A 22,221-nucleotide genomic window follows, 5' to 3' on the forward strand; every position below is an offset into this window, starting at 1 on the left:
TGCTTATTGTAATTTCTGAATTCGGTCCCACTGGCTGACGATATCCGTAACGCGTACGCCGAAGTTTTCGTCGATAACTACGACTTCACCTTTGGCAATAAGCTTGTTGTTAACCAAAATATCTACAGGCTCACCGGCGAGCTTGTCCAGCTCAATGATCGAGCCTTGAGACATTTCTAAAATATCTTTAATCTGCTTCTGGGTCCTTCCTAATTCTACGGTTACTCTAAGCGGTATGTCCATCAATAAATTTAAATTGTTTTCATCAATATGACCAAAAGCTCCACCGTTAAGGTTAGCAAATTGTACAGGCTGTACATTTACATTGCGATTCGCTTCAGGACTAAGCGGTGGTGTCTGCCCATAAGGCATGCCTTGAGGCGGCATTCCGTAGGGTGGCATCCCTGGCATGCCATACGCCGGCATTCCTGCTGGAGGATAATAATATCCGCCTTCTGGCATCCCTGGATAACCAGGCATCCCCTGCGGCGGGTACGGCGGAGGTGTTTCTCCTACGGGCTGTGAAGGCGCCTGTTGCACTGGAGGAGCTACAGGAGGCGTCTCTTGAGCTGGCTTAGCAGGAGTCTCTGTCGACGTAACTGCAGCCTCCTGCGCTGCAGGGCTAACATCACCCAGAAGCATCGTTACCATATCCTTAGCAAACTGGACAGGCAAGAGCTGCATAATAGTAGAGTCTATTAAATCTCCTATCTTAAGTCGAAACGAAATTCGAATTAAGGTTTCTTCATTGGGTAAGCTGCCTACACCTTCACCACTGGACATGTTTAAAATGTCGATACCCGGAGGCGAAATATTAACAAATCGATTGAAGATCGTAGACATTGATGTGGCAGAAGAACCCATCATTTGGTTCATAGCTTCCTGCACAGCACTAATGTGTATTTCATTCAATTCTTCATCTTTAGGTTCGCCTTCCCCACCAAGCATTAAATCTGCGATGACCTGTGCATCCCTAATCTTAATAACAAGTGAGTTAATACCCTGAAATCCATCTACATATTCCACGTGTACAGCTACATGTGGTTTAGGAAAAGCCACTTCAAACTCCCCGCGTGTAATGATGGAAACTTGAGGGGTTGTAATATCAACCTTTTTCCCCAGTAAAGTGGAAAGAGCTGTCGCTGCACTACCAAACGTTATATTACCGATTTCACCCAAAGCATCCTGTTCAAACGGTGTTAAATAGTCATTTACCGTTTTCTCTGAAGGAGCCAATGAGCCTTCCGCAGATTGTCTCAGAAGGGCGTCGATTTCTTCTTGGGATAAATAATCTTTACTCGTCAAATTCTTCAACTCCTTCACTGACAATCTCGTCTATTTGCACGGCTACCCGGTCTTTCACCATTCCAGGACTTCCGATGAACTTAAGCTTCTCCCCTACCTTAATCGAGAGTCCAGTATCTACATTCCTATTTAGTGAGATCACGTCACCGACGCTAAGCCCAAGAAACTCAGATATAGATAAGCTCGATTCTCCAAGTTCAGCGACAATCGGCAGTTTCGCCTTATGAACTCTAGCTTTAATAGCTTCAAGTTCATCTGCATCCCGCGTCTTCTTCTCTGTTACAAACCATTGGTGAACAGATAGTCTAGACATTATTGGTTCCAGAACGACGTGCGGTATGCACAGATTGATCATACCTGTTGTATCTCCAATTTTGGTGCTTAACGAGATCAATGCAATGGTCTCATTTGGCGATACAATTTGCATGAACTGTGGGTTCGTTTCGAGCGCTTCCATGCGCGGATGGATATCCAGCACAGTCTTCCAAGCCTCCTGCAAACTTTCAAAACATCTGCTGAAGATACGCTCCATAATCGTTGTTTCGATTTCAGTTAAAGCATTAATCTTAGATGGCGCAGTCCCAAAACCGCCCAGCAATCTGTCCAGCATAGCGAAAGCGATGTTTGGATGAACTTCCATTACCATTCGACCTTCTAAAGGTTCGGCTTCAAAAATGTTCAGTATTGTCATTTTCGGAATGGAACGAATGAATTCATCATAAGGGAGCTGCTCTACTTGAACGACATTAATCTGCACAAAGGTGCGTAATTGGGCTGAAAAGTACGTTGTAAGATAGCGTGCGAAATTGTCATGAATCCTTGTAAGACTACGAATATGATCTTTAGAAAATCGAACAGCCCGTTTAAAGTCATAAGATCGGATCTTCTTCTGAGTTTCTTCCTTTTTAAGTTCATCGGCATCCATCTCACCTGAAGAAAGTGCAGCAAGTAGAGCATCTATTTCGTTTTGTGATAGTACATCAACCAATTCAATCACCCCCCTATCAAAGAATTATCATGCCTGAAGCTACATAGAAGCCAAAAGGTATTTGGTGACTTCGATCTGAGTGATTTTGCCTTCGGTCAATGTCTTATTGATCAGATTAACAAGCTTGCTGCTAAGCTGGTCTTTGCCATTTGCTCCATTAAGCTCCTCAGGTTTGGTATCTGCAAGCGTTTTGATAATAATCGGTTTGATTTTGATCTCTTTTATTTTTTCGAATGCTTCCTTTGATTTCGCAGAATTCAGTTGAAAGGCGAAATCTATTTGAACGATATAATCGGGATCAGCAAGATTTGTTTTGATATCTTTGATCTCTGCCGTTAATTCGACGATTTCATCTGCAGTTAAATACTTGGTTTCCACACTTTGAACCGCAGCATTTACATCATTCGAATCTTTCGGAAAGATCTTGTCCATTAATAAAAATGCGGCGATCACGATAAGTGTAATCGCAAGTAAAATCGTAAGTAACCATGGCAGCATCTTCTTCATGTTAGCTCCTCCATTGACTGGACTTTAATGGTGGCAGCATATGTGCCTATGTCCCTGTTATAATCCCGGATCTTCGTAATAACTTCATCAGCTTTTTCAAGCACGATCAGTCTTTTTCCGGTTACTAGCGTAATATATGTATCCGGGCTTTCTTCTACCATTTCTACCAGTAGGGCATTGATCCACATCGGTGTTCCATTTAATCTCGTTACCGATATCATAACAGGCCTCCTAACAAAAATAGGGGGAGGGGTACCTCCCCCACGACTCCGCGTTAATCTTTAAAAAAGATATTAAATTATTGATAAAATTAACGCTTCAGGTTAACTACTTCCTGCAGCACTTCATCAGAAGTCGTAATGATACGGGAGTTCGCCTGGAATCCACGTTGCGATACAATCATTTCTGTAAATTCATTCGTAAGATCCACATTGGACATTTCGAGTTGACCAGAAATGATAGCCCCAGTGCCATCTTCTGTATTATTCGCTGTAGTCGGAACAAGTTCGCCTTCTGCATTCGCATTAAGTGTCATACGGTACAGATTACCACCAATTTTCTCTAAACCAGATGGATTAGTAACCTTGGCTACACCAATCTTCACTCCGCCTTCAGTCGTTCCATCTGACATGGTCTGAACAATCGTTCCATCGTTGGAAATGGAGAATGCTGTTACATCATCACCCAGTTGAATGGCAGTACCATCGGCATCAAGCACATGAAGTCCGTCAGAAGTAACAAGATTACGTGCAGCATCTACATGAAAATCTCCTGCACGAGTCAAGAAAGGTGTTTCTTGATCTCCTGAAAGCTTTACTAAGAAAAATCCATCTCCGTCGATGCGCAAATCTGTCGGGTTATTAGTGGTTTGAGCACTACCAGGCAAATGGAGGGTATCAATAGAAGCGATACTTACGCCCAGTCCGATTTGTTTAGCATTCACACCACCTTGGCCATCGTCACCTGGAGCTGTAACTCCAGAAACGGTTTGACTCATAATGTCCTTGAACATAACCCGTCCTGATTTAAAACCAATTGTATTGACATTGGCAATGTTATTACCGATTACATCAAGCTTAGTCTGAAAGCCTCTCATCCCCGAAACCCCTGAATACATAGATCTTAACATTTGTGTTGTCCTCCCAGATTATAGAGTCCTAATAACTTACTAAGTGAATGGGACCGCGTCAGTCGGTCAGCGGCCGCCTCGGCTTTCCGTTAGGACCAGCCGGTTATGAAATCACAATTGCACTATCAATTTGCGTAAATACGTTATCTTTAATCGAATTTCCATCCATAGCGGTTACAACCGTACGATTCGGGACACTTACGATAAATGCCAAGTCCTTCATTAATATCAAGGATTCTTTACTGCCTTTGGCAGCAGCTTTATCCACAGCAGAAGATATCTGATCCAGTTGTCTGCTTCCAAGTTCAATTCCTCTTTGTTCAAGACGCTTAGCAGCATGATTGCTGAATTTTAGTAGCTTCTGTTGCAGTACGCTCTCAAAGGAGGCTTCTCCAGTCACAGTCTGCTTCGGTATCGAAGATCGCTGTAACGTTGAGGAATGTAGGGACGACGCAGGATACAGTTGGCCTATGGTCAGCCTGTCACTCATATTGTCGCCTCGCTTCCTCCGTTATTCTCCGGAGTATTACTATCTGTACCAGAACCATTCTCTGTTGTTGCGGGATTCTGAATTTGTGTAATATCGGTTAAAGCAATTCTGTCTTTCCCCACAACCGCATATTGAATCCCCTTGCTGACAACGATTGATTCAACGTTCCCTGTCTTAGGTAGATTTGTGGCGGTATCCGTCCATGTGATATCTTTACCAATCAAGCCGGATACTGATCCAAGAGACTGATTCATTGATGTAAGCTGTGTAGAGATATTCATCAGCTGCTCAACAGATGTAAACTGTGCCATTTGAGCAATAAATTCTTTATCTTGCATCGGCTGCATCGGATCTTGATTCTGCAGCTGGGTGATCAATATCTTCAAAAACTGATCCTTACCCAATACAGAATTCCCTGTTGTTTTAGTAGATTCAGGAGTTGTATAATTCCACTGGTCTTTGGTTGAAACAGGAGGAGTTGTTGTTGTCGTCATAACCGTTCACCTCTCTTTCACTTGTGATAAGTTTAAGCTTTGGCAGAGAAGGAGTTCCCTTGATTATCATCTTCTTGCCCTGCGTTTGAAACCCAATCTTTCCATTCACCATTTAGCTCTGCGGCAAGAATGGCATCATTAGCTTCCTCACGACTTTCTTTGGAGCGTCTTCCCTGCTGACCACTTCCAGAACCAGGTTGGCGTCCTTCTTGACCCCACCCTGAATTGAGGGGGGTATTATTTTGTGTGACTTCCAATTTTTCTACTTGGAGGCCTTGAGACTGCAATGCTGCTCGAAGCTGGTTCATCTGCTGTTCCAACATATCCTTTGCTCCGGAATGTTCAGTCATAAACTGTGCAACCAGATGGCCGTTTTGCATAGTAATCTTAACATCTACTTGTCCGAGATTTTCTGGAAAGAGTGATATCGTAGCCTCAGCTACTCCGCCTTTTTGCACAATCTCCAATTTACCTGTAATAAAACCGGTCATTTCCTGTGCAAACTGATGAACGGGTACAGGAGCTACTGGAACCTCAGCCTTCAACGGAGCAGTAATTCCTCCCCTAAGAGCTAGTTGACCAGCAGTTACAACCTCATGATCTCCTTCTATGATAGTAGTTCCTGATGTGGAATCTTGAGCTGATTCTGCCTGCTTTGTTTCTCCAGTTGCACTGCTTTTAATCAATGGAGCGGTAAGCTCTGCTTCAGGATCTTGAACAGTTCCTGAGGTCACAGGCGAAGTTAGGACTGCTTCATTCTTAATTGCAGCTGCTTCCCCAGCACGGTTACTAAGGTTTTGAATGGTCTTGTCCGTCGTATTACCTTTGCTTTCAGTCACTATAGGTTGTTGTACAGATACACCAGAATTTTCATTTAAACTGGAGCTCTTTCCCTTACCCTTAATAGTGTTAGCGGAGGACTGTTCTAGTATTGCTGTAAAATTATTTAACAGGCTTATTCCTTTACTAGCAGCTTCTTCGTTCCCACTGACAGCAGCTTCCTGAATCATAGTAACTAAACTTTGCAAATCATCTTGAACAGCAAATCGCAGCGTATCCGCATGCTGAGCTAACGGCGACAAGCTTCCTGCCGACTCCGTATCAGATGTAGCATCACCCTCAGTCGCTTGACTTCCCGATAGAAGTGCTGATACCTGAAGAAGCCAAGCTTGCAAAGCTACCAGCACAGCAGGATCGCTATTGATGCTTTCATCTAGATTTTCAACATCAGCAGTTAGCTTCTCGATAAGATCAGAATTCTCCGAATCTTGTCCCCCTTGATCTTCTCCAGTTGTCTGCACTTCCTTTAAAAGACCTTGCAATAAAGAGGCTAGATTTCCCAGAAGCGGATCAGTAGGTACCGATGTGGTGTTAGCTGTGTTTCCTCCCATAGTTTGCACTAAAGTCTGCGCGAAAGGTACAGCAGCTGTTGTGCCAGTAGAAGTCGATGAGCTACCACTTGCAGCTGTAGCATTTGCGCTCACAAGCGATTGAACCACTAAACTCATATTATTTTTCACCTCCTTTCAATATTTATTTAGCACCCATCAAACGGTTAACAATCTTCGCGGTTTGCGCACTATCATTTTTAGTCATTTCCCCCAAAATCGAAGAACGAACACTATCACTTACGGTATTCATAATCGTTACTACTTTATCAGGGCTAATCTTATACATTTCTCCTAGTAGAGAAGCTGCATTGGCAGGCGTCATTGAACTAAAGGTTTGGTTCAACTTTTCCTTATCCAGATTTGTACTGGTTTTAGTCGTTTGAGTAGTGCCAGCTTCTTTTTTCAATCTAGATTGAAGAGCAGCAATTGCCATATCACCCGAAGAGGTAGTTTCTTTCAACTTAATCGTCACATCTGCCGCTTTTTGAGGATCCATTTTTTCCAGAATCGCAGTTTTACTCGCTTTATTCATTACGCTGAATATCTGCACCATCTCTTCTGTAGTCAAATTCTCCATAATCGGTGCAGCTTTGGAAGCTTTCATGCCCGCGTACAGCTTCGCCAGATCAGTAACCTGCTTCTGATAAGGGTCTTCTGTTTCCTCACTGTTTATTTCAGCAGCTGCAGCAGCTTCCGTCTTCAATCCTTCAATTTGCGACTCTAGCGCCTGAACCTTGGTATCCTGGGCTGTTTTTTCATCTGTGACCTTCTTCAATTCATCTGCCTGCTGGGCAAGCTGAGCTTTGAGCTCCTTAATCGTTGAGTTTGAGCTCACTTCCTGCTTTTTGCTTTCTTCCTTCGGTTTAGAAGGATCTGTTGGCGGATCAGGAACCCATTTTTCCAGAATCGGAATTTTATTCGCAACTTCAAGCACGTTATTACGAATGTCCATATTAAAAAGCGTCAACAGTACTCCAAGCAGTACTAGCGTGAAGATAATCGGTATCATTAGAAATAAGAACCGCTCAAATTTCCCCGCTGACCCTTCATTTTCAAGTTCCATGTCATTATCAATATTAGCCACTAGCGGAAACCTCCCGGGTTAGAGGGATTTCATCGCGAAGCGGACGGTTGCCATCTCATCCAGTTCGTTTTGTTCCCGTAAAATCATACTTTGCTGAAACTGTGTCTCAGCCTTATCTTTTGCCTTTAACCATACTTTTTCATCTAATACCTTTGTGCTTAACTGATCTTGTTTCTTCAAGACTTCCTGATGTGCACTCCTAACGTCCGTATGTTTACGGGCAATGCATATATCCAGGTATTCTACATATTCTTGCATTTCACGAATCTTCGCCATAGGTGCCTTTTGTTCTGCGGCATTTTGTAAAGATAACATAATAGCGCTCCGCTGAAAGGTGAGTTCATCCAGGCTTCTTTCTTGTGCCTGCAATTCTCCAAGCGCGCTTGAGAGCATCCATTCTGCCTGTGTCTTCTCATTGCCCTTCAAGTCAACGACTTTTTGAAAAGTATAATGAAATCTCATGATACTGAATCAACTCCTCGAGAAGTGTGAAATTAAAGACTGTTGAACTTCAGCCAGCGTAACTTTTTCATTCACTCTTTGTTTGGTGAATTCCCATATACTGTCTATATACTCCATCGACTCATCGATTTGAGCATTGGAACCTCTCTGATACGCTCCGATATTAATTAAATCCTCTGAATCCTTGTACACGGCCATTAGTCGCTTAACATTCTCTGCAGCGGCGATCTGTTCTTCTGGCGCAATATCCTTCATTACACGACTAATGCTGGAAAGCACATCTATTGCTGGAAAATGTCCTTTGTTCGCAATACTTCGGTTAAGGACGATATGTCCATCGAGTATTCCTCTCACTGCATCAGCGATCGGCTCATTCATGTCATCACCATCAACCAATACAGTGTAAAAAGCTGTGATAGAGCCTGTAGGACCAGTTCCGGCGCGTTCTAGTAGTTTAGGTAAGCTTGCAAATACAGATGGTGTGTAACCTCTCATAGCTGGTGGTTCTCCGACTGCAAGTCCAACTTCACGTTGAGCCATAGCATAACGAGTGACCGAATCCATCATCAGCATCACATTAAGTCCACGATCCCGAAAATACTCAGCAATCGTAGTAGCAATAAGTGCTCCCTTAATTCGAATTAATGCAGGCTGATCAGATGTAGCGACAATAACGACTGACCTCTGCAAACCCTCAGGTCCCAAATCGCGTTCGATGAAATCCAGTACTTCCCTGCCACGTTCCCCAATCAGAGCGATAACATTAACATCTGCTGATGTATTACGTGCAATCATTCCCATGAGCGTACTTTTGCCGACCCCTGAACCAGCGAAAATCCCCACCCGCTGACCTTTACCAATTGTTAGCAAACCATCTATCGCTCTTACGCCGATGCTAATAGGTTCTTGCACTCGTGGTCTATTGAGTGGATTGGACGGAATGTTAAAGGTCGAACTATGTGGCATTCGAGCTGGGATCAGGGAACCATCAAGCGGTTGCCCTAGACCATCCAGTACCTTACCCAGCAATTCTGAACCCACCTGAACACTAAGCGGCTTGCCTGTTCCCACTACATCACAACCAGGTCCAATGGCCTGCAGTTCTCCAAGTGGCATTAATAGCACCTTGTTGTCACGGAAACCAACGACTTCAGCTTGCAGCGGCTTATTTCCTTTAGAAGGATAGATATAGCACACATCACCAATGCTAGCATCAGGTCCTTCCGATTCAACCATAAGACCGATAACCTGCGTCACTTTCCCATTGATCCTCACCGGATCGAGATTACGAAGTTGCTCCTTATAACGGTTACTATCAAGCATCTTCTTCCCCATTTCTCTGCTCATCGGTGTCCAGCGCGATTCTAACCAGCTCTTTCTTGATTTCTGCAAGCTGAGTATCAATTCGGGCATCTATGCTGCCAAAGGAGGAGCGGATTACACAACCTTGATCTTTCACAGTCGAGTCAGGCAAGATCTGTAGTTCAGCCTGCGAGTCAACCGCTAATGACAATTCTTCCCTTGCTGCGTTTACGAAAGCAAACTGCGCAGGTGATACACACAGTGAGATCAGCCCCTGCTCACGTTTACGAGCTAGATTCTTCCGAATCAAATCCATTGCAAACTGCGGCTCAACCGTTAACTGTCTGTCCACAATTTTCTCCGCAATATCACAGCTTAGCTCAACCAAGAAAGGTTCAGCTTCCTGAATAATGACATCCCTTGCCTTATAGGCTTCAGTTAAAACAGCACGCGCTTCATCCATCATCGCTGCAATTTTGAGCTTCATCTCTTGCTCAGCTTGAGAAACACCTTCTTGATACCCTAGCTGATAAGCCTCGGCTTTGACGGCCTCAACCAAATGTTCATCCTGCTCACGCCGCTCTTTCCACCACTCTTCAGCCTCCGCTTTTGAGGATTCAACAATCTGTTCCGCTTCAAGAGAGGCATTCCGTACTTGCTCTTCAGCAAATTCTTGGGCGTCTTTAAGCATTTGCTTACGTGCCACTTCAGCCTCTTCACGAGCGGGATCATGATAGTGAGTCTCGCTTACAGTCTCCTCTGGAACGGGCTCCTCAGTTAGGCCCGCATAGTGCCGGGCCTGCTCCAATCTTTTCAGTACATCAACTGGAACATACTGAGAATGCTTAATCAGCTTAGACAATGATGTCATCTCCTCCGCCACGAGCGATGATAATTTCTCCAGACTCTTCGAGTCTGCGGATCGTACCTACAATACGCGTTTGCGCTTCTTCTACATCACGCAACCGCACAGGACCCATGTACTCCATTTCTTCTCGGAATGTCTCTGCCATACGTTTGGACATATTCCGGAAAATAACATCTCGTACTTCTTCGCTTGCAACCTTAAGGGCAAGCTGCAGGTCCGCATTATCAATATCACGAATAATACGCTGAATCGAACGGTTATCCACATTGACAATATCCTCGAATACGAACATCCGCTTCTTGATTTCCTCGGCGAGCTCTGGATCTTGAATTTCGAGAGAATCCAGAATTGTACGCTCTGTCCCACGGTCAACACCATTCAAGATTTGTACGATTGATTCGATACCGCCAGCATTTGTATAATCCTGAGTTACTGTAGCAGAAAGCTTCTGCTCCAGCACTCGTTCAATTTGTGTAATGACCTCCGGAGAGGTGCTGTCCATTACAGCAATTCTTCTAGCCACCTCCGCCTGCTTCTCTTGAGGTAATGAGGAGAGAATAGCTGCGGCTTGTTCGAATTGCAGATAAGACAATACAAGTGCGATAGTCTGGACATTCTCATTCTGAATAAAGTTCAAAATCTGGTTTGGATCAGCCTTGCGTGCAAAATCGAAAGGTCTTACTTGCAAAGTCGCAGTCAAACGGTTAATGACCTCCATTGCTTTTGCGGAACCAAGTGCTTTCTCCAGAATCTCTTTGGCGTAGTTAATACCGCCTTGTGATATATATTCCTGGGCGAGGCATATCTGATGGAACTCAGACATGATCGACTCTTTTTCACTGCTGTCCACTTTACGGACATTGGCAATTTCAAGAGTTAATTGTTCAATCTCCTCGTCTCTTAAATGTTTGAATATTTGCGCCGATACCTCGGGCCCTAGTGTGATAAGCAGGATCGCGGCCTTTTGACGGCCACTAAGCCCCTGCTGACTAGCCTTTGCCATTAGTTCACCTCTGTTCGTCTGCAAGCCATGTACGCAGCAGATTTACGAATTCGTCTGGCTTTTTCTTAGCCAAACTTTCCAATTGCTTACGAACTTGACTGTCATTCGTCACACTTTCCAAATTAATAGATGGAAATTCGGTAGGAACCTGCAATGGAATGTCTTCATCTTCCTCTTCCACAGTCTTCTTACGACTCCGATAGATTAGATATCCTCCACCTGCTCCAACCAGCAATGCAGCTGCTCCGATAGCCCATAACATCCATGTGGCAAGACCACCTGGTGTTGTATTAGCAGCGGTTCCGCCAAATTGTTGAGAATACACCGAAACCTTTTTGGTTAAATCAGCGTCTGTATATGTAGTACCTGAATCTGCGAGCGAAGCACGAACAATATTTACCAAAATATTTTGAATTGCTGCTGATGTAGCAGCGTCCAAAGTATTTTGTCCTGTAGGTGGTTCAACTGCAACATTTATGGTTAAATCTTTAACAGTAAAGGGACTTGCGATAACATCCTTTGTAATTCGGTTTACTTCAAAGTTCCTCGTTTCAGAAGATTCTTCCGAAGTAGAAGTATCCGTACCGGCTTGTGAAGGATAGCCCGCTACATCTTGTGAACCAGTGCCTGCCACTCCGCCAGTTGTATTTCCTTGACCCGAATACGAATTACTAATGATTTGTGAACTGATCTCAATCCCCTTCATGTTCTCTGTATCCACAGGGGTTACGAGATTCTCCTTCCGGTTTTCCTTGTCAAAGTTCAGCTTCGAAAATACAAGAACATCAACTTTATCTGGACCCGTAAGAGTGCTAAGGAATTGTTTCACATCTTTCTTTACTTCTTCTTCGAATTTCTTCTGAAGAGCGAAGTTCTCTTCGACTTGGCTGGAAACTCCAGCTTGTCCACCTTTGGCCGTAGGCATTAACTCGACTTCATTATTAGCAATCGTAATGTTATCGATTGGTAGATTTGGAACAGCCGTCTTTACAAGGTTAAAGTACCCATCAATATTATCTTGAGTGGGTCTGAATCCCGGATTAAATGAAAGCACAACGGATGCAGATGCTTGCTCTTGGTCAGCCTGGGAAGCAAAAACTGTTTCTTTAGGCAGATTAATCAGCACTTTAGCATCCTTAATTCCTTGCATACGTCTCATTAACTGTTCTACTTCACCGTTTAATGCATTATTATACTTCACATTAAACTCACTATCTGTCGTCCCTATCATTGACGAATTTTCATTAAAGACCTTATAACCGATAGAGCCCCCCTGAACAATCCCCTGAGAACCGATATCCACCTTTATTCGAGCCGCTTCTGTGCTTGGCACGGAGATGCTCTTTCCATCTTGGCTTAATCGGTATGAAACACCTGCTGTATCCAAGTAGTTCATTACTCCAGCTGAATCTGTGCTGTCCAAATCTTGAAACGCTACTTCATATTCTGTCTTTGAAAGCTGCATGGTTAATACTACGATTATTATTAGAATGATAAACAATGTAGAAAAGAATAAAATCTTCTGTTTACCACTAAATCTGTTCCAATACAGGGTCACCTTCTCCCGATATTGGGCAAATCTTTCATTCACAGTGTCACCCCATCCGAAACTAAGCTAGGAATTAATTAAATTTGAGTTCTCATAATTTCTTGATAGGCTTCTATCACTTTGTTCCGGACTTGTGTAGTCAACTGCAAACTCAGTAAAGCCTGTTGGGAAGAAATCATCACCTCGTCTATGTTCACTTCTCCCAATACAAATTTATTACTCATATCCTTTGCTTGTTGTTCCTGATCTGCTACTTTAGTGAGTGCATTCTCAAGATAAGAACCAAAGCTCTCCATGGCATTAGCAGGAGTGGATGAAACTTCGGTAGATGTTGGTTTCATGGCAAGCTGCTGTACAGCTTGAACCCCATTAGTGATATTCTGTATCAACTGTTTCCCTCCTAAAAGTTTTGTAAGCATATGCTTCCTAGATTCACTTCGTACAAAACTCACTTCGGAAGCGTTCCTTGTGTTAATTACGTTTAGCGCCCAATTTCGAGTGCTTTACTTACCATAGCTTTAGATGCATTCAGCATCGTGACATTGGCTTCATAAGAACGTGATGCAGATAACATATCTACCATTTCTTTGGTAATATCTACGTTTGGCATATAGACATAACCTTCGGCATCCGCATCAGGATGGCTTGGGTTGTAAACTGGCTTTAACGGTGAAGTATCTTCTATAATGGACTGCACCTTTACACCTTCACTACTACTACCGTTTAATTTCGAATTTAGTATATTCGAGAACTTATTGCTTTCGGTAGCTTCCATAACAACAAGCTTTCGACGGTAAGGAACGGCTTTGCCATCAACCACCGATGCTCTTGTAGTTTCCGCATTGGCCACGTTGGAGGAAATCACGTCCATCCGCAATCGTTGAGCTGTTAATGCTGATGCACTTATCCCAAAACTACTCCCAAAGTTCATGCAATCTTATCCTCCTTGAATTACAGCTCGCATCATCGAAATTTGACTGTTGATCTGCTCGACATAAGAACTATACCTGAGTTGGTTCTCAGCACTTAACGCCATTTCTCGTTCTACATCCACATTGTTGTCGTTATTATTCATCGAGGTAGTTTCATCCGTACTAACGACAGCTGCTGGTACAATTCTATTACTACCAAATTGAAAATGTCGGGAGTCCGTTACCTTCGCGTTAAGTGTAGGTTTTATTCCACTTTCTTGTTGCTGAAGGAAACTTTCGAATGAAACATCAGAACGTTTGAAATTTGGCGTATCTTCGTTAGCCACATTATTCGCTAGAACATTTTGTCGTTTGTAGGCAGCATCAATGCCTCCCTGCAATCGTTGAAAACTGACACTATTCAGCAATCCCAAGATAATTCCTCCTTTCAAAGCTATCATAATGAAATGAATTCCACAACTTTCCTTAAAAAACCTGCTTGATTTCGACAAATAAAGTATAAAAGTCCTCTATTTATCAGTTTCTACGTCGAACCTTGTCGCAAAGTATAACTTATTAGTATTTTCACATACATTGATTTTCATTTAATTTGTATATTATTACAATAAGAAATAAGCCCTATCTTTTTAGAAAAGACAGGGCTTTTAGCACTTTATTGCTATTTTATTCCTTTTTTAACTCAAAATTATCTTTTTAATTGCATCTTTTTACATTTTTTTACCTATTAATGACACTAAATTGTAATTTTCTAATTCAATATGCCCAAATCCAAAAGAATAGAATTTGTCGCATTAAAGAATATACTGACTTAGATCACGATCCTGTGCAATACTTGCCAATTTCTCACGCACATACTCTGGTGTAATAACCATAGTGTCCAGCGTCAGCTCAGGTGCTTCAAAAGAAAGATCCTCCAATAACTTCTCCAAAATCGTATGAAGACGCCGAGCACCTATGTTCTCCATATTTTGATTCACTGAAGCAGCTATTTTGGCAATTTCATAAATAGCATCTTTCTGGAACTCCACTTCAATGTCCTCGGTTTTTAACAAATTAACATATTGTTTCGTCAAAGCGTTCTCTGGCTCTGTTAAGATGGAAACAAAATCCTCCAGTGTCAGACTGCTTAGTTCTACGCGAATCGGAAAACGCCCCTGAAGCTCTGGAATCAGATCAGAAGGTTTAGCAACATGAAAAGCCCCGGCAGCCATGAAGAGCACGTAGTCCGTCTTCACAGGACCGTATTTTGTCATGATTGTAGAACCCTCTACAATTGGAAGGATATCTCTTTGCACACCTTCACGTGATACATCAGGGCCCGAACCCTTACCTTGACTTGCAACCTTATCAATCTCATCGATAAAAATAATACCCGATTGTTCAGCGCGTGTCACAGATTCCTGAATGACATCATCCATATCAATCAGTTTGGTTGCTTCATCCTGAATTAGCACTTTACGAGCCTCACGGATAGGAAGCTTGCGCTTCTTCGTCCGCTTCGGAAGCAAGCTGCCAAACATTTCTTGCATATTCATCCCCATCTGGTCGTTCCCTTGCCCTGCAAACATATCCAGCATAGATGGCGCTGTATCCTCAACATCTATTTCAATGATATCTTCTTCCAATTGACCAGCAAGCAACTTAAATCTAACCCCGCGACGGCGTTCGCTTAAGCTTCCATCTGGTTCGGAATCTTCTTTAGAATCCTCTTGTGAAGAGTTCCCGCCAAAAATCATCTCAAAAGGATTCTTCTGAGATTTATTTTTTGAAGACGAAGGCACTAAAATAGAGACAATCCGCTCATTAGCCAGTTCTTCTGCACGGTCTTTCACCTTTTCCGTACGCTCTAGCTTCACCATACGAATAGAGGTCTCAACTAAATCACGCACCATAGACTCCACATCTCGCCCTACATAACCCACCTCAGTGAATTTGGTTGCCTCCACTTTGATGAACGGAGCATTAACGAGCTTAGCTAGACGCCGAGCAATCTCAGTTTTCCCTACACCAGTAGGTCCGATCATCAAGATGTTCTTAGGAACAACTTCATCACGCAGTTCCTCAGCCAGCAGACTGCGCCGATAACGATTACGAAGGGCAACAGCTACCGATTTCTTAGCTTGTTTCTGACCTACAATATATTTATCCAATTCAGCTACGATTTGACGGGGTGTTAGCGATTGATTCACCATCGTGAATTCCTCCTTGTCTCTATGGCACTGAGCCTATAATTGCTCAACAATAATATTGGAGTTAGTATACACACATATTTCTGATGCAATCTGAAGAGCTTCACGAGCGATATCTGCAGCAGCAAGATTTGGAGCATGACGTTTGAGCGCGCGACCGGAAGCAAGTGCAAAGTTACCACCGGAACCAATAGCGAGCACATCATCATCTGGCTCGATAATTTCACCATTTCCGGAGATCAAGAGCATTCCTTCCTTGTCCATAACAATCATCAATGCCTCAAGTTTTCGAAGAATACGATCTTGACGCCAGTCTTTCGCCAATTCTACGGCTGCCCGTTGCAGGTTTCCATGATGCTCCTCCAACTTGCCTTCGAATTTTTCGAACAAAGTGATAGCATCGGCCACAGATCCTGCAAACCCTGCTATTACTTGTCCTCTGTATAAGCGACGAACTTTTCTGGCCGTCGTCTTCATAATTACACTCTCTCCGAATGTAACCTGACCATCACCTGCTATAGCTGCCTGTCCGTTATGTCTTACAGCACAAATTGTAGTCGCATGAAAGCTGGGTACCATGATTGTAGTTACCTCCTTAAGATGGGCTTTGTTCAAAAATAAGAAGTATACGTTTCACGTTATACATTATCCTTATATTTCTCGCTTAAACGCTAACGCTTATCATCCTTATAAGGACGCCCAAGGCGCTTATTCTTGGTTGTCGATAGCCTCCGGCTCTTTATAGGCAAGGCCCGTACCATTGGCGTACTCGGCAAGACTGTCTAGTGCACGATTCGCTAACATCTCATTCTTTTCTTTCTTATTACGGATTTTCTTCTCCACCTTCGGCAGAAGACCAAAATTGGCATTCATAGGTTGAAAATGCTCCGGATCAGCGGAAGTGATATAAGCAGGCATACTACCAAGCACCGTGTCTTGTGGGAAGATCAGTCCTTCTTGACCGAGTGCGGCTCTAGCAGCGTTAATGCCGGCAATCAGACCTGAAGCTGCTGATTCCACATAACCTTCCACGCCAGTCATCTGTCCAGCAAAGTACAGCCTTTCTTTACCCTTCATTTGATAAGTAGGATGCAAGAGTTTAGGAGAATTAATAAAGGTATTTCTGTGCATTACCCCATACCGAACGTATTCAGCGTTCTCAAGACCTGGAATCAGCGAGAATACCCGCTTCTGTTCGCCCCATTTCAAGTGCGTTTGAAAGCCCACCAGATTGTAAAGCGTTCCAGCAGCGTTATCCTGACGAAGTTGTACTACCGCGTAAGGTAGCTTACCTGTGTGCGGATTGATAAGCCCAACAGGCTTCATCGGACCAAACAATGCAGTTTGCTTACCGCGCTTCATCATGATTTCGATAGGCATACAGCCCTCAAAGTATATCTCTTTCTCAAAATCCTTGAGTGCCGCCGTCTCTGCAGAAATCAACGCATCATAAAACACGTCAAACTCCTCTTCAGTCATAGGACAGTTCAGATATGCTGCTTCCCCTTTGTCATAACGGGAAGCCAGATACACTTTATTCATATCAATACTGTCTTTCTCAACAATTGGTGCTGCAGCATCATAAAAATAGAAATACTCTTCACCTAATAGACCCTTAATTTCAGCAGATAATGCAGGGGAAGTTAGTGGACCCGTTGCAATAACAACAATCCCTTCCTCCGGTATATGCGTAAGTTCTTCATTTATGACTTCCACGAGCGGATGATTATGCAATGTACTCGTAATTTCTCCCGAGAAACCATCCCGATCCACGGCAAGTGCACCGCCAGCAGGTACAGCGTGGCGATCAGCCGCACCTAATACAAGAGAGTTTAAACGTCGCATTTCTTCCTTTAATACACCCACTGCATTGCCTAAACCATTTGCACGCAAGGAGTTGCTGCATACTAGTTCTGCGAATTGATTGGTGTGGTGTGCTGGCGTCTTCACCACTGGTCTCATTTCATACAATCTTACCGGTACGCCTTGAGAGGCTATTTGCCAGGCCGCTTCACTTCCTGCGAGACCTGCTCCAATTACTGTTACCTTTGCTGTATCTGTCACTGTCTTATTTCCTCCTGTAGAGACTATTATTCTGCTAACTCTTCTTCGTTGTCTAAAACTGCCTCTGTATGGTCACAAGACGTACATTGCAGTTTGGTGCCTTGCTTATTGCGTTTCTCAATCATCCAAGCCCCGCAAGATGGACATGGTTTAGTGGATGGTCTATCCCAAGAGACGAAATCACACCCAGGATATTGATCGCAGCCATAGAAGACACGCCCTTTTTTGCTACGACGCTCTACAACTTTTCCTTCATTACATTTAGGGCAAGTTACACCAATATCTTTGATAATCGGCTTCGTATTTCGGCAATCTGGAAAGCCAGAACATGCTAGGAACTTCCCAAAGCGTCCTAATTTATATACAAGTGGTTTACCACATTTCTCGCAGATCTCATCAGAGACTTCATCTTCAATCTCAATTTCTTTCATTTCTTCTTCGGCAAACACTAAGCGCTTCTCGAAAGACTCGTAAAATTCAGCAAGAACCTTCACCCAATCTTCTGAGCCTTCTTCCACATGGTCAAGATCGCCTTCCATATTAGCCGTAAACTCTACGTTCAATATTTCCGGGAAAAATTGTTCCATCTGCTCGATGACAAGTTCTCCAAGCTCTGTAGGCATGAATTTTTTCTCTTCAATCGCTACATAACCACGCTTCTGAATCGTTTCAAGCGTTGGTGCATACGTACTTGGGCGTCCTATCCCTAATTCCTCAAGTGTCTTTACAAGCCTTGCTTCTGTATATCGCGGTGGTGGCTGTGTAAAATGCTGCTTCGGCTCGATCTCTTGCTTATTTAAAGCATCTCCCGCTTCAAGAGGCGGTAAATACTTATCTTCATCTGTAGTTCCATCATCGTTACCTTCCACGTAAACCTTCATGAACCCTGGGAATGAAACCTTCGAACCCACCGCTCTGAATGTGGCTGTACCTGCTTCTATATCAACCGAGAGTGTATCAAGAAGAGCAGACGCCATTTGACTGGATACGAACCGCTCCCACACCAGCTTGTAAAGACGGAATTGATCCCGGCTTAAGAACTCTTTGACCATTTCCGGTTCACGAAGTGCTGAAGTTGGTCGGATCGCTTCATGCGCTTCTTGCGCTCCAGCCGCTTTCTTTGAATACTGGCGAGGGGCTTCAGGTAAGAACTTTTCACCATACTTAGCAGTAATCAGCTCTTTAGCTTCATCCTGTGCAGTGACAGATAAACGTGTCGAGTCCGTACGCATATAGGTGATCAAACCTACGGTTCCCTCTTTGCCTAGTTCCACACCTTCGTATAATTGCTGGGCAACAGACATTGTCTTAGCTGCACGGAATCCAAGCTTACGAGCTGCTTCCTGTTGAAGGGAACTTGTTGTAAAAGGAGCCGAAGGATGCCGTTGTCTTTCCTTCTCCTTCACATTACTTACCTTAAAAGCTGCGTTCTTGATTGCCTCAAGGACCTCTTGAACATCGCTTTCCTGATTAAGTTCCTTCTTCACACCATTCAGCTTATGAAACTTAGCTTCAAAGACAGAATCTCGAATCCCAAGTTTAGCTGTAATACTCCAATATTCAGTAGGTACAAAAGCGGAGATTTCATTCTCACGATCCATTATGATCTTTACAGCTACAGATTGAACACGTCCAGCAGATAACCCTTTTTTGACTTTCTTCCATAATAGAGGGCTAATCTTGTAACCTACTAGCCGATCCAGTATACGTCTTGCCTGCTGTGCATTCACAAGATCCATGTTAATCTTGCGTGGCGTCTTAAAAGCATCCTTCACCGCTTGTTTGGTGATCTCATTAAATACAACTCGGCATTCCTGTGTATTATCTAAATCCAGGGCATGTGCCAAGTGCCAAGCAATCGCTTCTCCTTCGCGATCGGGGTCAGCTGCGAGATAGACTTTTTTCACTTTTTTACTAGCATCTTTCAATTCCTTCAATATAGAACCTTTACCACGAATCGTAATATATTTGGGATTGAAATCATTCTCCACCTCAACACCAATTTGACTCTTCGGTAGATCTCTGATGTGTCCCATAGATGCCTTTACAATATACTTACTACCTAGATATTTGCCAATTGTCTTCGCTTTCGCGGGCGATTCGACAATAACCAATGCATCTGCCATAGACTCTTCCTCCTCGTTAACACTCGTACCTCTATATTAAATTACCTTATAAATAGCTCCTGGTAATTGTGCTACCGCTTTTTTTATGATTAAAGATAACAGAACTGAATGCAAATGTCCAAAATCCCATCCTGTCCTCACAAGCAGATCGTCCAAAATAAAGGGGCCTTGATGCAGTATATGGTATAGGTGTAACTCCTCATTTGTCAATTTCTTTTCAATTAACAAATCGTCAGCTACCTGTTTAGAGGGACCGCTTTCACCTGTTTTTGAGAGGTTTGCCGGGAGAAAAGAAGTGTATTCTTCTAAAATATCTAGTGCACCGGTTACCAGCTTTGCCCCCTGTTTAATCAGATCAAGAGCACCTCTACTTTTTGGAGACGTAATAGGTCCAGGGACAGCAAAAACATCCCGTCCTGCCTCCAAGGCAGCATCTGCTGTAATGAGTGATCCACTTCTACTATCCGCCTCTACGACCACTGTCCCGTATGTGAGGCCTGCAATAATTCGATTGCGCTGCGGAAATAACCCTGGATGACTTTTGGTTCCAAGGGGATACTCTGTTAGCACTAACCCATCAAGGGAAATCAATCGTTCAAGCTCCTTATTCTCAGGCGGGTAGACCCGATCAAGTCCTGTAGCCACTACCGCTATTGTGCCTCCACCGCTTCTTAGCGCAGCTTCATGACAAACGCTATCAATCCCCCTAGCTAATCCGCTAACCACTGTTAGACCTGCTTCACTAAGCTCTTTCGTGAGGATCTCCCCTACCTTCCGTCCATAAGCTGTTGGCACACGAGTACCGACCATCGCTACACTGGGTGTCGATAACAGATTCAAACGCCCACGATAATAAAGAATCCATGGTGGCTGAGCCGTCTCCTTCAATAAATGGGGATAGTCTGCATCAAAAATCGTAACCATGTTTACAGCACTTTCTTCCATTAGTAAGCGGCGGTTTGCTATCCACTCCAACGTATATATTGAAGCTAGTTGAATCGACACTTTCTCGCTCAATCCAACCTTTTCCCAGTCTTCTGAGCTACAAGAAAATGCTTTTTCTGACAAAAGCCCAGCTCTGCGAATTTTGTCGATAGTTTTCCAGCCAATTCCTTCTACTTCATTAAAGCCGAATAGTAGTTCCCGTTCTTCCATATCATTTTTCGCCCCTTAACATGGAAGGCCTAGCCTTCCCTATTTTGTGTTACACATCATGAAAACGCAAGCATTTCTTTAAATTCAATAAATTTCTATTTAAAATAAAAAAAGCAACCTTTCATCCCTAAATAGGAACAAAAGGTTGCTTACCTCTTTAATTAATTATACACGAAATAACCTCACTACGTGGATTGATTTCTCTGTCTTAACTACACTAATTAGTGCGATGTAAAAGCATTGAGAATACCGCGCTCTTCAAGCACACTTACGAGTGTCGAACCCATTTCAGCAGGTGTAGGGGCTACCTTGATTCCGCAAGCTTCCAGTACGGCAATTTTTTCGCTAGCTGTACCTTTCCCTCCAGAAATGATAGCACCAGCATGCCCCATACGCTTGCCTGGAGGTGCAGTTGCTCCTCCAATGAAGCCTACAACTGGCTTGGTCATGTGTTCACGAATCCACTCTGCTGCTTCTTCCTCTGCAGTTCCACCGATCTCTCCGATCATAATAACTGCCTTCGTACCCGGATCTTCATTAAACAGCTTCAAAATATCAATAAACTCAGAGCCTTTAACCGGGTCTCCGCCAATACCTACAGCCGAAGATTGCCCAATTCCACGCGTGGTCAGCTGATGAACCGCCTCATAGGTTAGCGTTCCGCTACGCGAGACCACTCCTACATAACCAGGCATATGAATATAGCCAGGCATGATTCCAATCTTACACTCTCCAGGAGTGATAACACCCGGACAGTTTGGACCGATCAACACTGTAGAACGACCTTCCATATAACGTGAGACTTTTACCATATCAAGCACAGGAATACCTTCGGTAATACAGATAACCAAATCCAACTCTGCATCTACAGCCTCCATGATGGAGTCTGCTGCAAATGCTGGCGGTACATAAATCACACTAGCAGTTGCACCAGTAGCTGCCTTAGCAGCTGCGACTGTATCAAATACCGGAAGACTAACTTCACTGCCATTTTCAAGGGTGATATTAACTGTCGTTCCACCTTTACCCGGCGTTACTCCTCCGACCATCTGAGTTCCATAATCAAGCGCACCCTTAGTATGGAACAAGCCAGTTGCTCCCGTAATACCTTGCGTGATAACTTTCGTATTTTTATCTACAAGAATGCTCATGCCTTAAGTCACATCCCTACTTATATTGTCAA

General features: G+C 43.5%; 23 protein-coding genes. All 23 read right to left on the minus strand.

All coding sequences use genetic code 11. The features are described 5' to 3' along the window. Positions 1-3 precede the first annotated feature (3 nt). The gene (fliY, locus tag MHI27_RS19210) at positions 4-1,305 is read right to left on the minus strand and encodes a flagellar motor switch phosphatase FliY (protein WP_076299241.1); all 1,302 of its coding nucleotides are present in this window, start codon (positions 1,303-1,305) and stop codon (positions 4-6) included. Then, entirely contained in the window at positions 1,295-2,293 is a 999-nt protein-coding gene (gene fliM / locus MHI27_RS19215; protein WP_076119558.1) for a flagellar motor switch protein FliM, read from the minus strand. The genes fliY and fliM overlap by 11 nt, the downstream gene beginning before the upstream one ends. Positions 2,294-2,332: 39 nt before the next feature. Further along, the gene (locus MHI27_RS19220; RefSeq protein ID WP_042189445.1) at positions 2,333-2,800 is read right to left on the minus strand and encodes a flagellar basal body-associated FliL family protein; all 468 of its coding nucleotides are present in this window, start codon (positions 2,798-2,800) and stop codon (positions 2,333-2,335) included. Next, complete coding sequence (locus MHI27_RS19225; RefSeq protein WP_042128923.1) at positions 2,797-3,021, minus strand: flagellar FlbD family protein; 225 nt, start codon at positions 3,019-3,021, stop codon at positions 2,797-2,799. Before MHI27_RS19225 ends, MHI27_RS19220 begins: the two co-directional genes overlap by 4 nt. A gap of 89 nt (positions 3,022-3,110) precedes the next feature. Continuing rightward, positions 3,111-3,929: a flagellar basal body rod protein FlgG gene (gene flgG, locus MHI27_RS19230; protein WP_405174483.1), complete on the minus strand. Its 819-nt coding sequence runs from the start codon at positions 3,927-3,929 to the stop codon at positions 3,111-3,113. A 103-nt stretch (positions 3,930-4,032) separates the two neighbouring features. Continuing rightward, positions 4,033-4,419 (minus strand): TIGR02530 family flagellar biosynthesis protein, encoded by a 387-nt coding sequence (locus MHI27_RS19235; RefSeq protein WP_341053176.1) that lies wholly within the window; start codon positions 4,417-4,419, stop codon positions 4,033-4,035. Then, entirely contained in the window at positions 4,416-4,913 is a 498-nt protein-coding gene (locus MHI27_RS19240; protein WP_076285418.1) for a flagellar hook capping FlgD N-terminal domain-containing protein, read from the minus strand. Before MHI27_RS19240 ends, MHI27_RS19235 begins: the two co-directional genes overlap by 4 nt. A gap of 32 nt (positions 4,914-4,945) precedes the next feature. Beyond that, entirely contained in the window at positions 4,946-6,421 is a 1,476-nt protein-coding gene (locus MHI27_RS19245) for a flagellar hook-length control protein FliK (RefSeq protein WP_341060240.1), read from the minus strand. A gap of 25 nt (positions 6,422-6,446) precedes the next feature. Further along, positions 6,447-7,367 (minus strand): MotE family protein, encoded by a 921-nt coding sequence (locus MHI27_RS19250; RefSeq protein ID WP_405176767.1) that lies wholly within the window; start codon positions 7,365-7,367, stop codon positions 6,447-6,449. 39 nt (positions 7,368-7,406) lie between these two features. Further along, positions 7,407-7,850 (minus strand): flagellar export protein FliJ, encoded by a 444-nt coding sequence (gene fliJ / locus MHI27_RS19255; protein ID WP_339242131.1) that lies wholly within the window; start codon positions 7,848-7,850, stop codon positions 7,407-7,409. A 9-nt stretch (positions 7,851-7,859) separates the two neighbouring features. Beyond that, on the minus strand, positions 7,860-9,185 hold the full coding sequence (fliI, locus tag MHI27_RS19260) for a flagellar protein export ATPase FliI (protein WP_042128931.1): 1,326 nt from the start codon (positions 9,183-9,185) through the stop codon (positions 7,860-7,862). Further along, positions 9,166-10,014: a FliH/SctL family protein gene (locus MHI27_RS19265; RefSeq protein ID WP_042189449.1), complete on the minus strand. Its 849-nt coding sequence runs from the start codon at positions 10,012-10,014 to the stop codon at positions 9,166-9,168. Before MHI27_RS19265 ends, fliI begins: the two co-directional genes overlap by 20 nt. Beyond that, positions 10,007-11,023, minus strand: coding sequence for a flagellar motor switch protein FliG (fliG, locus tag MHI27_RS19270; protein ID WP_042128934.1), 1,017 nt, complete (start codon positions 11,021-11,023; stop codon positions 10,007-10,009). The genes MHI27_RS19265 and fliG overlap by 8 nt, the downstream gene beginning before the upstream one ends. A 4-nt stretch (positions 11,024-11,027) precedes the next feature. Continuing rightward, complete coding sequence (gene fliF / locus MHI27_RS19275; protein ID WP_076299244.1) at positions 11,028-12,614, minus strand: flagellar basal-body MS-ring/collar protein FliF; 1,587 nt, start codon at positions 12,612-12,614, stop codon at positions 11,028-11,030. Between the two features lie 35 nt (positions 12,615-12,649). Next, a complete protein-coding gene (gene fliE / locus MHI27_RS19280; protein ID WP_042189451.1) occupies positions 12,650-12,961 on the minus strand; it encodes a flagellar hook-basal body complex protein FliE in 312 nt (103 codons plus the stop codon). A 92-nt stretch (positions 12,962-13,053) separates the two neighbouring features. Further along, a complete protein-coding gene (flgC, locus tag MHI27_RS19285) occupies positions 13,054-13,503 on the minus strand; it encodes a flagellar basal body rod protein FlgC (RefSeq protein ID WP_042189452.1) in 450 nt (149 codons plus the stop codon). Between the two features lie 6 nt (positions 13,504-13,509). Then, entirely contained in the window at positions 13,510-13,917 is a 408-nt protein-coding gene (gene flgB, locus MHI27_RS19290; protein ID WP_076299245.1) for a flagellar basal body rod protein FlgB, read from the minus strand. Between the two features lie 378 nt (positions 13,918-14,295). After that, positions 14,296-15,696, minus strand: coding sequence for an ATP-dependent protease ATPase subunit HslU (gene hslU, locus MHI27_RS19295; protein WP_076299246.1), 1,401 nt, complete (start codon positions 15,694-15,696; stop codon positions 14,296-14,298). 33 nt (positions 15,697-15,729) lie between these two features. Beyond that, positions 15,730-16,272, minus strand: coding sequence for an ATP-dependent protease subunit HslV (hslV, locus tag MHI27_RS19300; protein ID WP_042189455.1), 543 nt, complete (start codon positions 16,270-16,272; stop codon positions 15,730-15,732). Positions 16,273-16,401: 129 nt separating this feature from the next. Beyond that, positions 16,402-17,784, minus strand: a complete 1,383-nt coding sequence (trmFO, locus tag MHI27_RS19305; protein ID WP_143759400.1) for an FADH(2)-oxidizing methylenetetrahydrofolate--tRNA-(uracil(54)-C(5))-methyltransferase TrmFO — start codon at positions 17,782-17,784, stop codon at positions 16,402-16,404. Beyond that, positions 17,784-19,883 (minus strand): type I DNA topoisomerase, encoded by a 2,100-nt coding sequence (topA, locus tag MHI27_RS19310; protein ID WP_042189457.1) that lies wholly within the window; start codon positions 19,881-19,883, stop codon positions 17,784-17,786. The genes trmFO and topA overlap by 1 nt, the downstream gene beginning before the upstream one ends. 36 nt (positions 19,884-19,919) lie before the next feature. Beyond that, positions 19,920-21,038 (minus strand): DNA-processing protein DprA, encoded by a 1,119-nt coding sequence (gene dprA, locus MHI27_RS19315; RefSeq protein ID WP_341060238.1) that lies wholly within the window; start codon positions 21,036-21,038, stop codon positions 19,920-19,922. A gap of 221 nt (positions 21,039-21,259) precedes the next feature. Beyond that, positions 21,260-22,189 carry a succinate--CoA ligase subunit alpha gene (gene sucD / locus MHI27_RS19320; protein WP_042128953.1) on the minus strand — a complete coding sequence of 310 codons (930 nt, stop codon included), beginning with the start codon at positions 22,187-22,189 and terminating at the stop codon, positions 21,260-21,262. Positions 22,190-22,221: the final 32 nt, after the last annotated feature.

It is taken from the genome of Paenibacillus sp. FSL H8-0261 (assembly GCF_045040645.1).
Lineage (GTDB): Bacteria > Bacillota > Bacilli > Paenibacillales > Paenibacillaceae > Paenibacillus_AQ.

Excerpts from the sequence above, each read along its gene's own strand:
- MHI27_RS19220 (WP_042189445.1), bottom strand. The coding sequence starts at position 2,800 with ATGAAGAAGATGCTGCCATGGTTACTTACGATTTTACTTGCGATTACA.
- MHI27_RS19225 (WP_042128923.1), bottom strand. The coding sequence starts at position 3,021 with ATGATATCGGTAACGAGATTAAATGGAACACCGATGTGGATCAATGCC.
- flgG (WP_405174483.1), bottom strand. The coding sequence starts at position 3,929 with ATGTTAAGATCTATGTATTCAGGGGTTTCGGGGATGAGAGGCTTTCAG.
- MHI27_RS19235 (WP_341053176.1), bottom strand. The coding sequence starts at position 4,419 with ATGAGTGACAGGCTGACCATAGGCCAACTGTATCCTGCGTCGTCCCTA.
- MHI27_RS19240 (WP_076285418.1), bottom strand. The coding sequence starts at position 4,913 with ATGACGACAACAACAACTCCTCCTGTTTCAACCAAAGACCAGTGGAAT.
- MHI27_RS19245 (WP_341060240.1), bottom strand. The coding sequence starts at position 6,421 with ATGAGTTTAGTGGTTCAATCGCTTGTGAGCGCAAATGCTACAGCTGCA.
- MHI27_RS19250 (WP_405176767.1), bottom strand. The coding sequence starts at position 7,367 with ATGGAACTTGAAAATGAAGGGTCAGCGGGGAAATTTGAGCGGTTCTTA.
- fliJ (WP_339242131.1), bottom strand. The coding sequence starts at position 7,850 with ATGAGATTTCATTATACTTTTCAAAAAGTCGTTGACTTGAAGGGCAAT.
- fliI (WP_042128931.1), bottom strand. The coding sequence starts at position 9,185 with ATGGGGAAGAAGATGCTTGATAGTAACCGTTATAAGGAGCAACTTCGT.
- fliG (WP_042128934.1), bottom strand. The coding sequence starts at position 11,023 with ATGGCAAAGGCTAGTCAGCAGGGGCTTAGTGGCCGTCAAAAGGCCGCG.
- flgC (WP_042189452.1), bottom strand. The coding sequence starts at position 13,503 with ATGAACTTTGGGAGTAGTTTTGGGATAAGTGCATCAGCATTAACAGCT.
- hslU (WP_076299246.1), bottom strand. The coding sequence starts at position 15,696 with ATGGTGAATCAATCGCTAACACCCCGTCAAATCGTAGCTGAATTGGAT.
- hslV (WP_042189455.1), bottom strand. The coding sequence starts at position 16,272 with ATGGTACCCAGCTTTCATGCGACTACAATTTGTGCTGTAAGACATAAC.
- topA (WP_042189457.1), bottom strand. The coding sequence starts at position 19,883 with ATGGCAGATGCATTGGTTATTGTCGAATCGCCCGCGAAAGCGAAGACA.
- dprA (WP_341060238.1), bottom strand. The coding sequence starts at position 21,038 with ATGGAAGAACGGGAACTACTATTCGGCTTTAATGAAGTAGAAGGAATT.
- sucD (WP_042128953.1), bottom strand. The coding sequence starts at position 22,189 with ATGAGCATTCTTGTAGATAAAAATACGAAAGTTATCACGCAAGGTATT.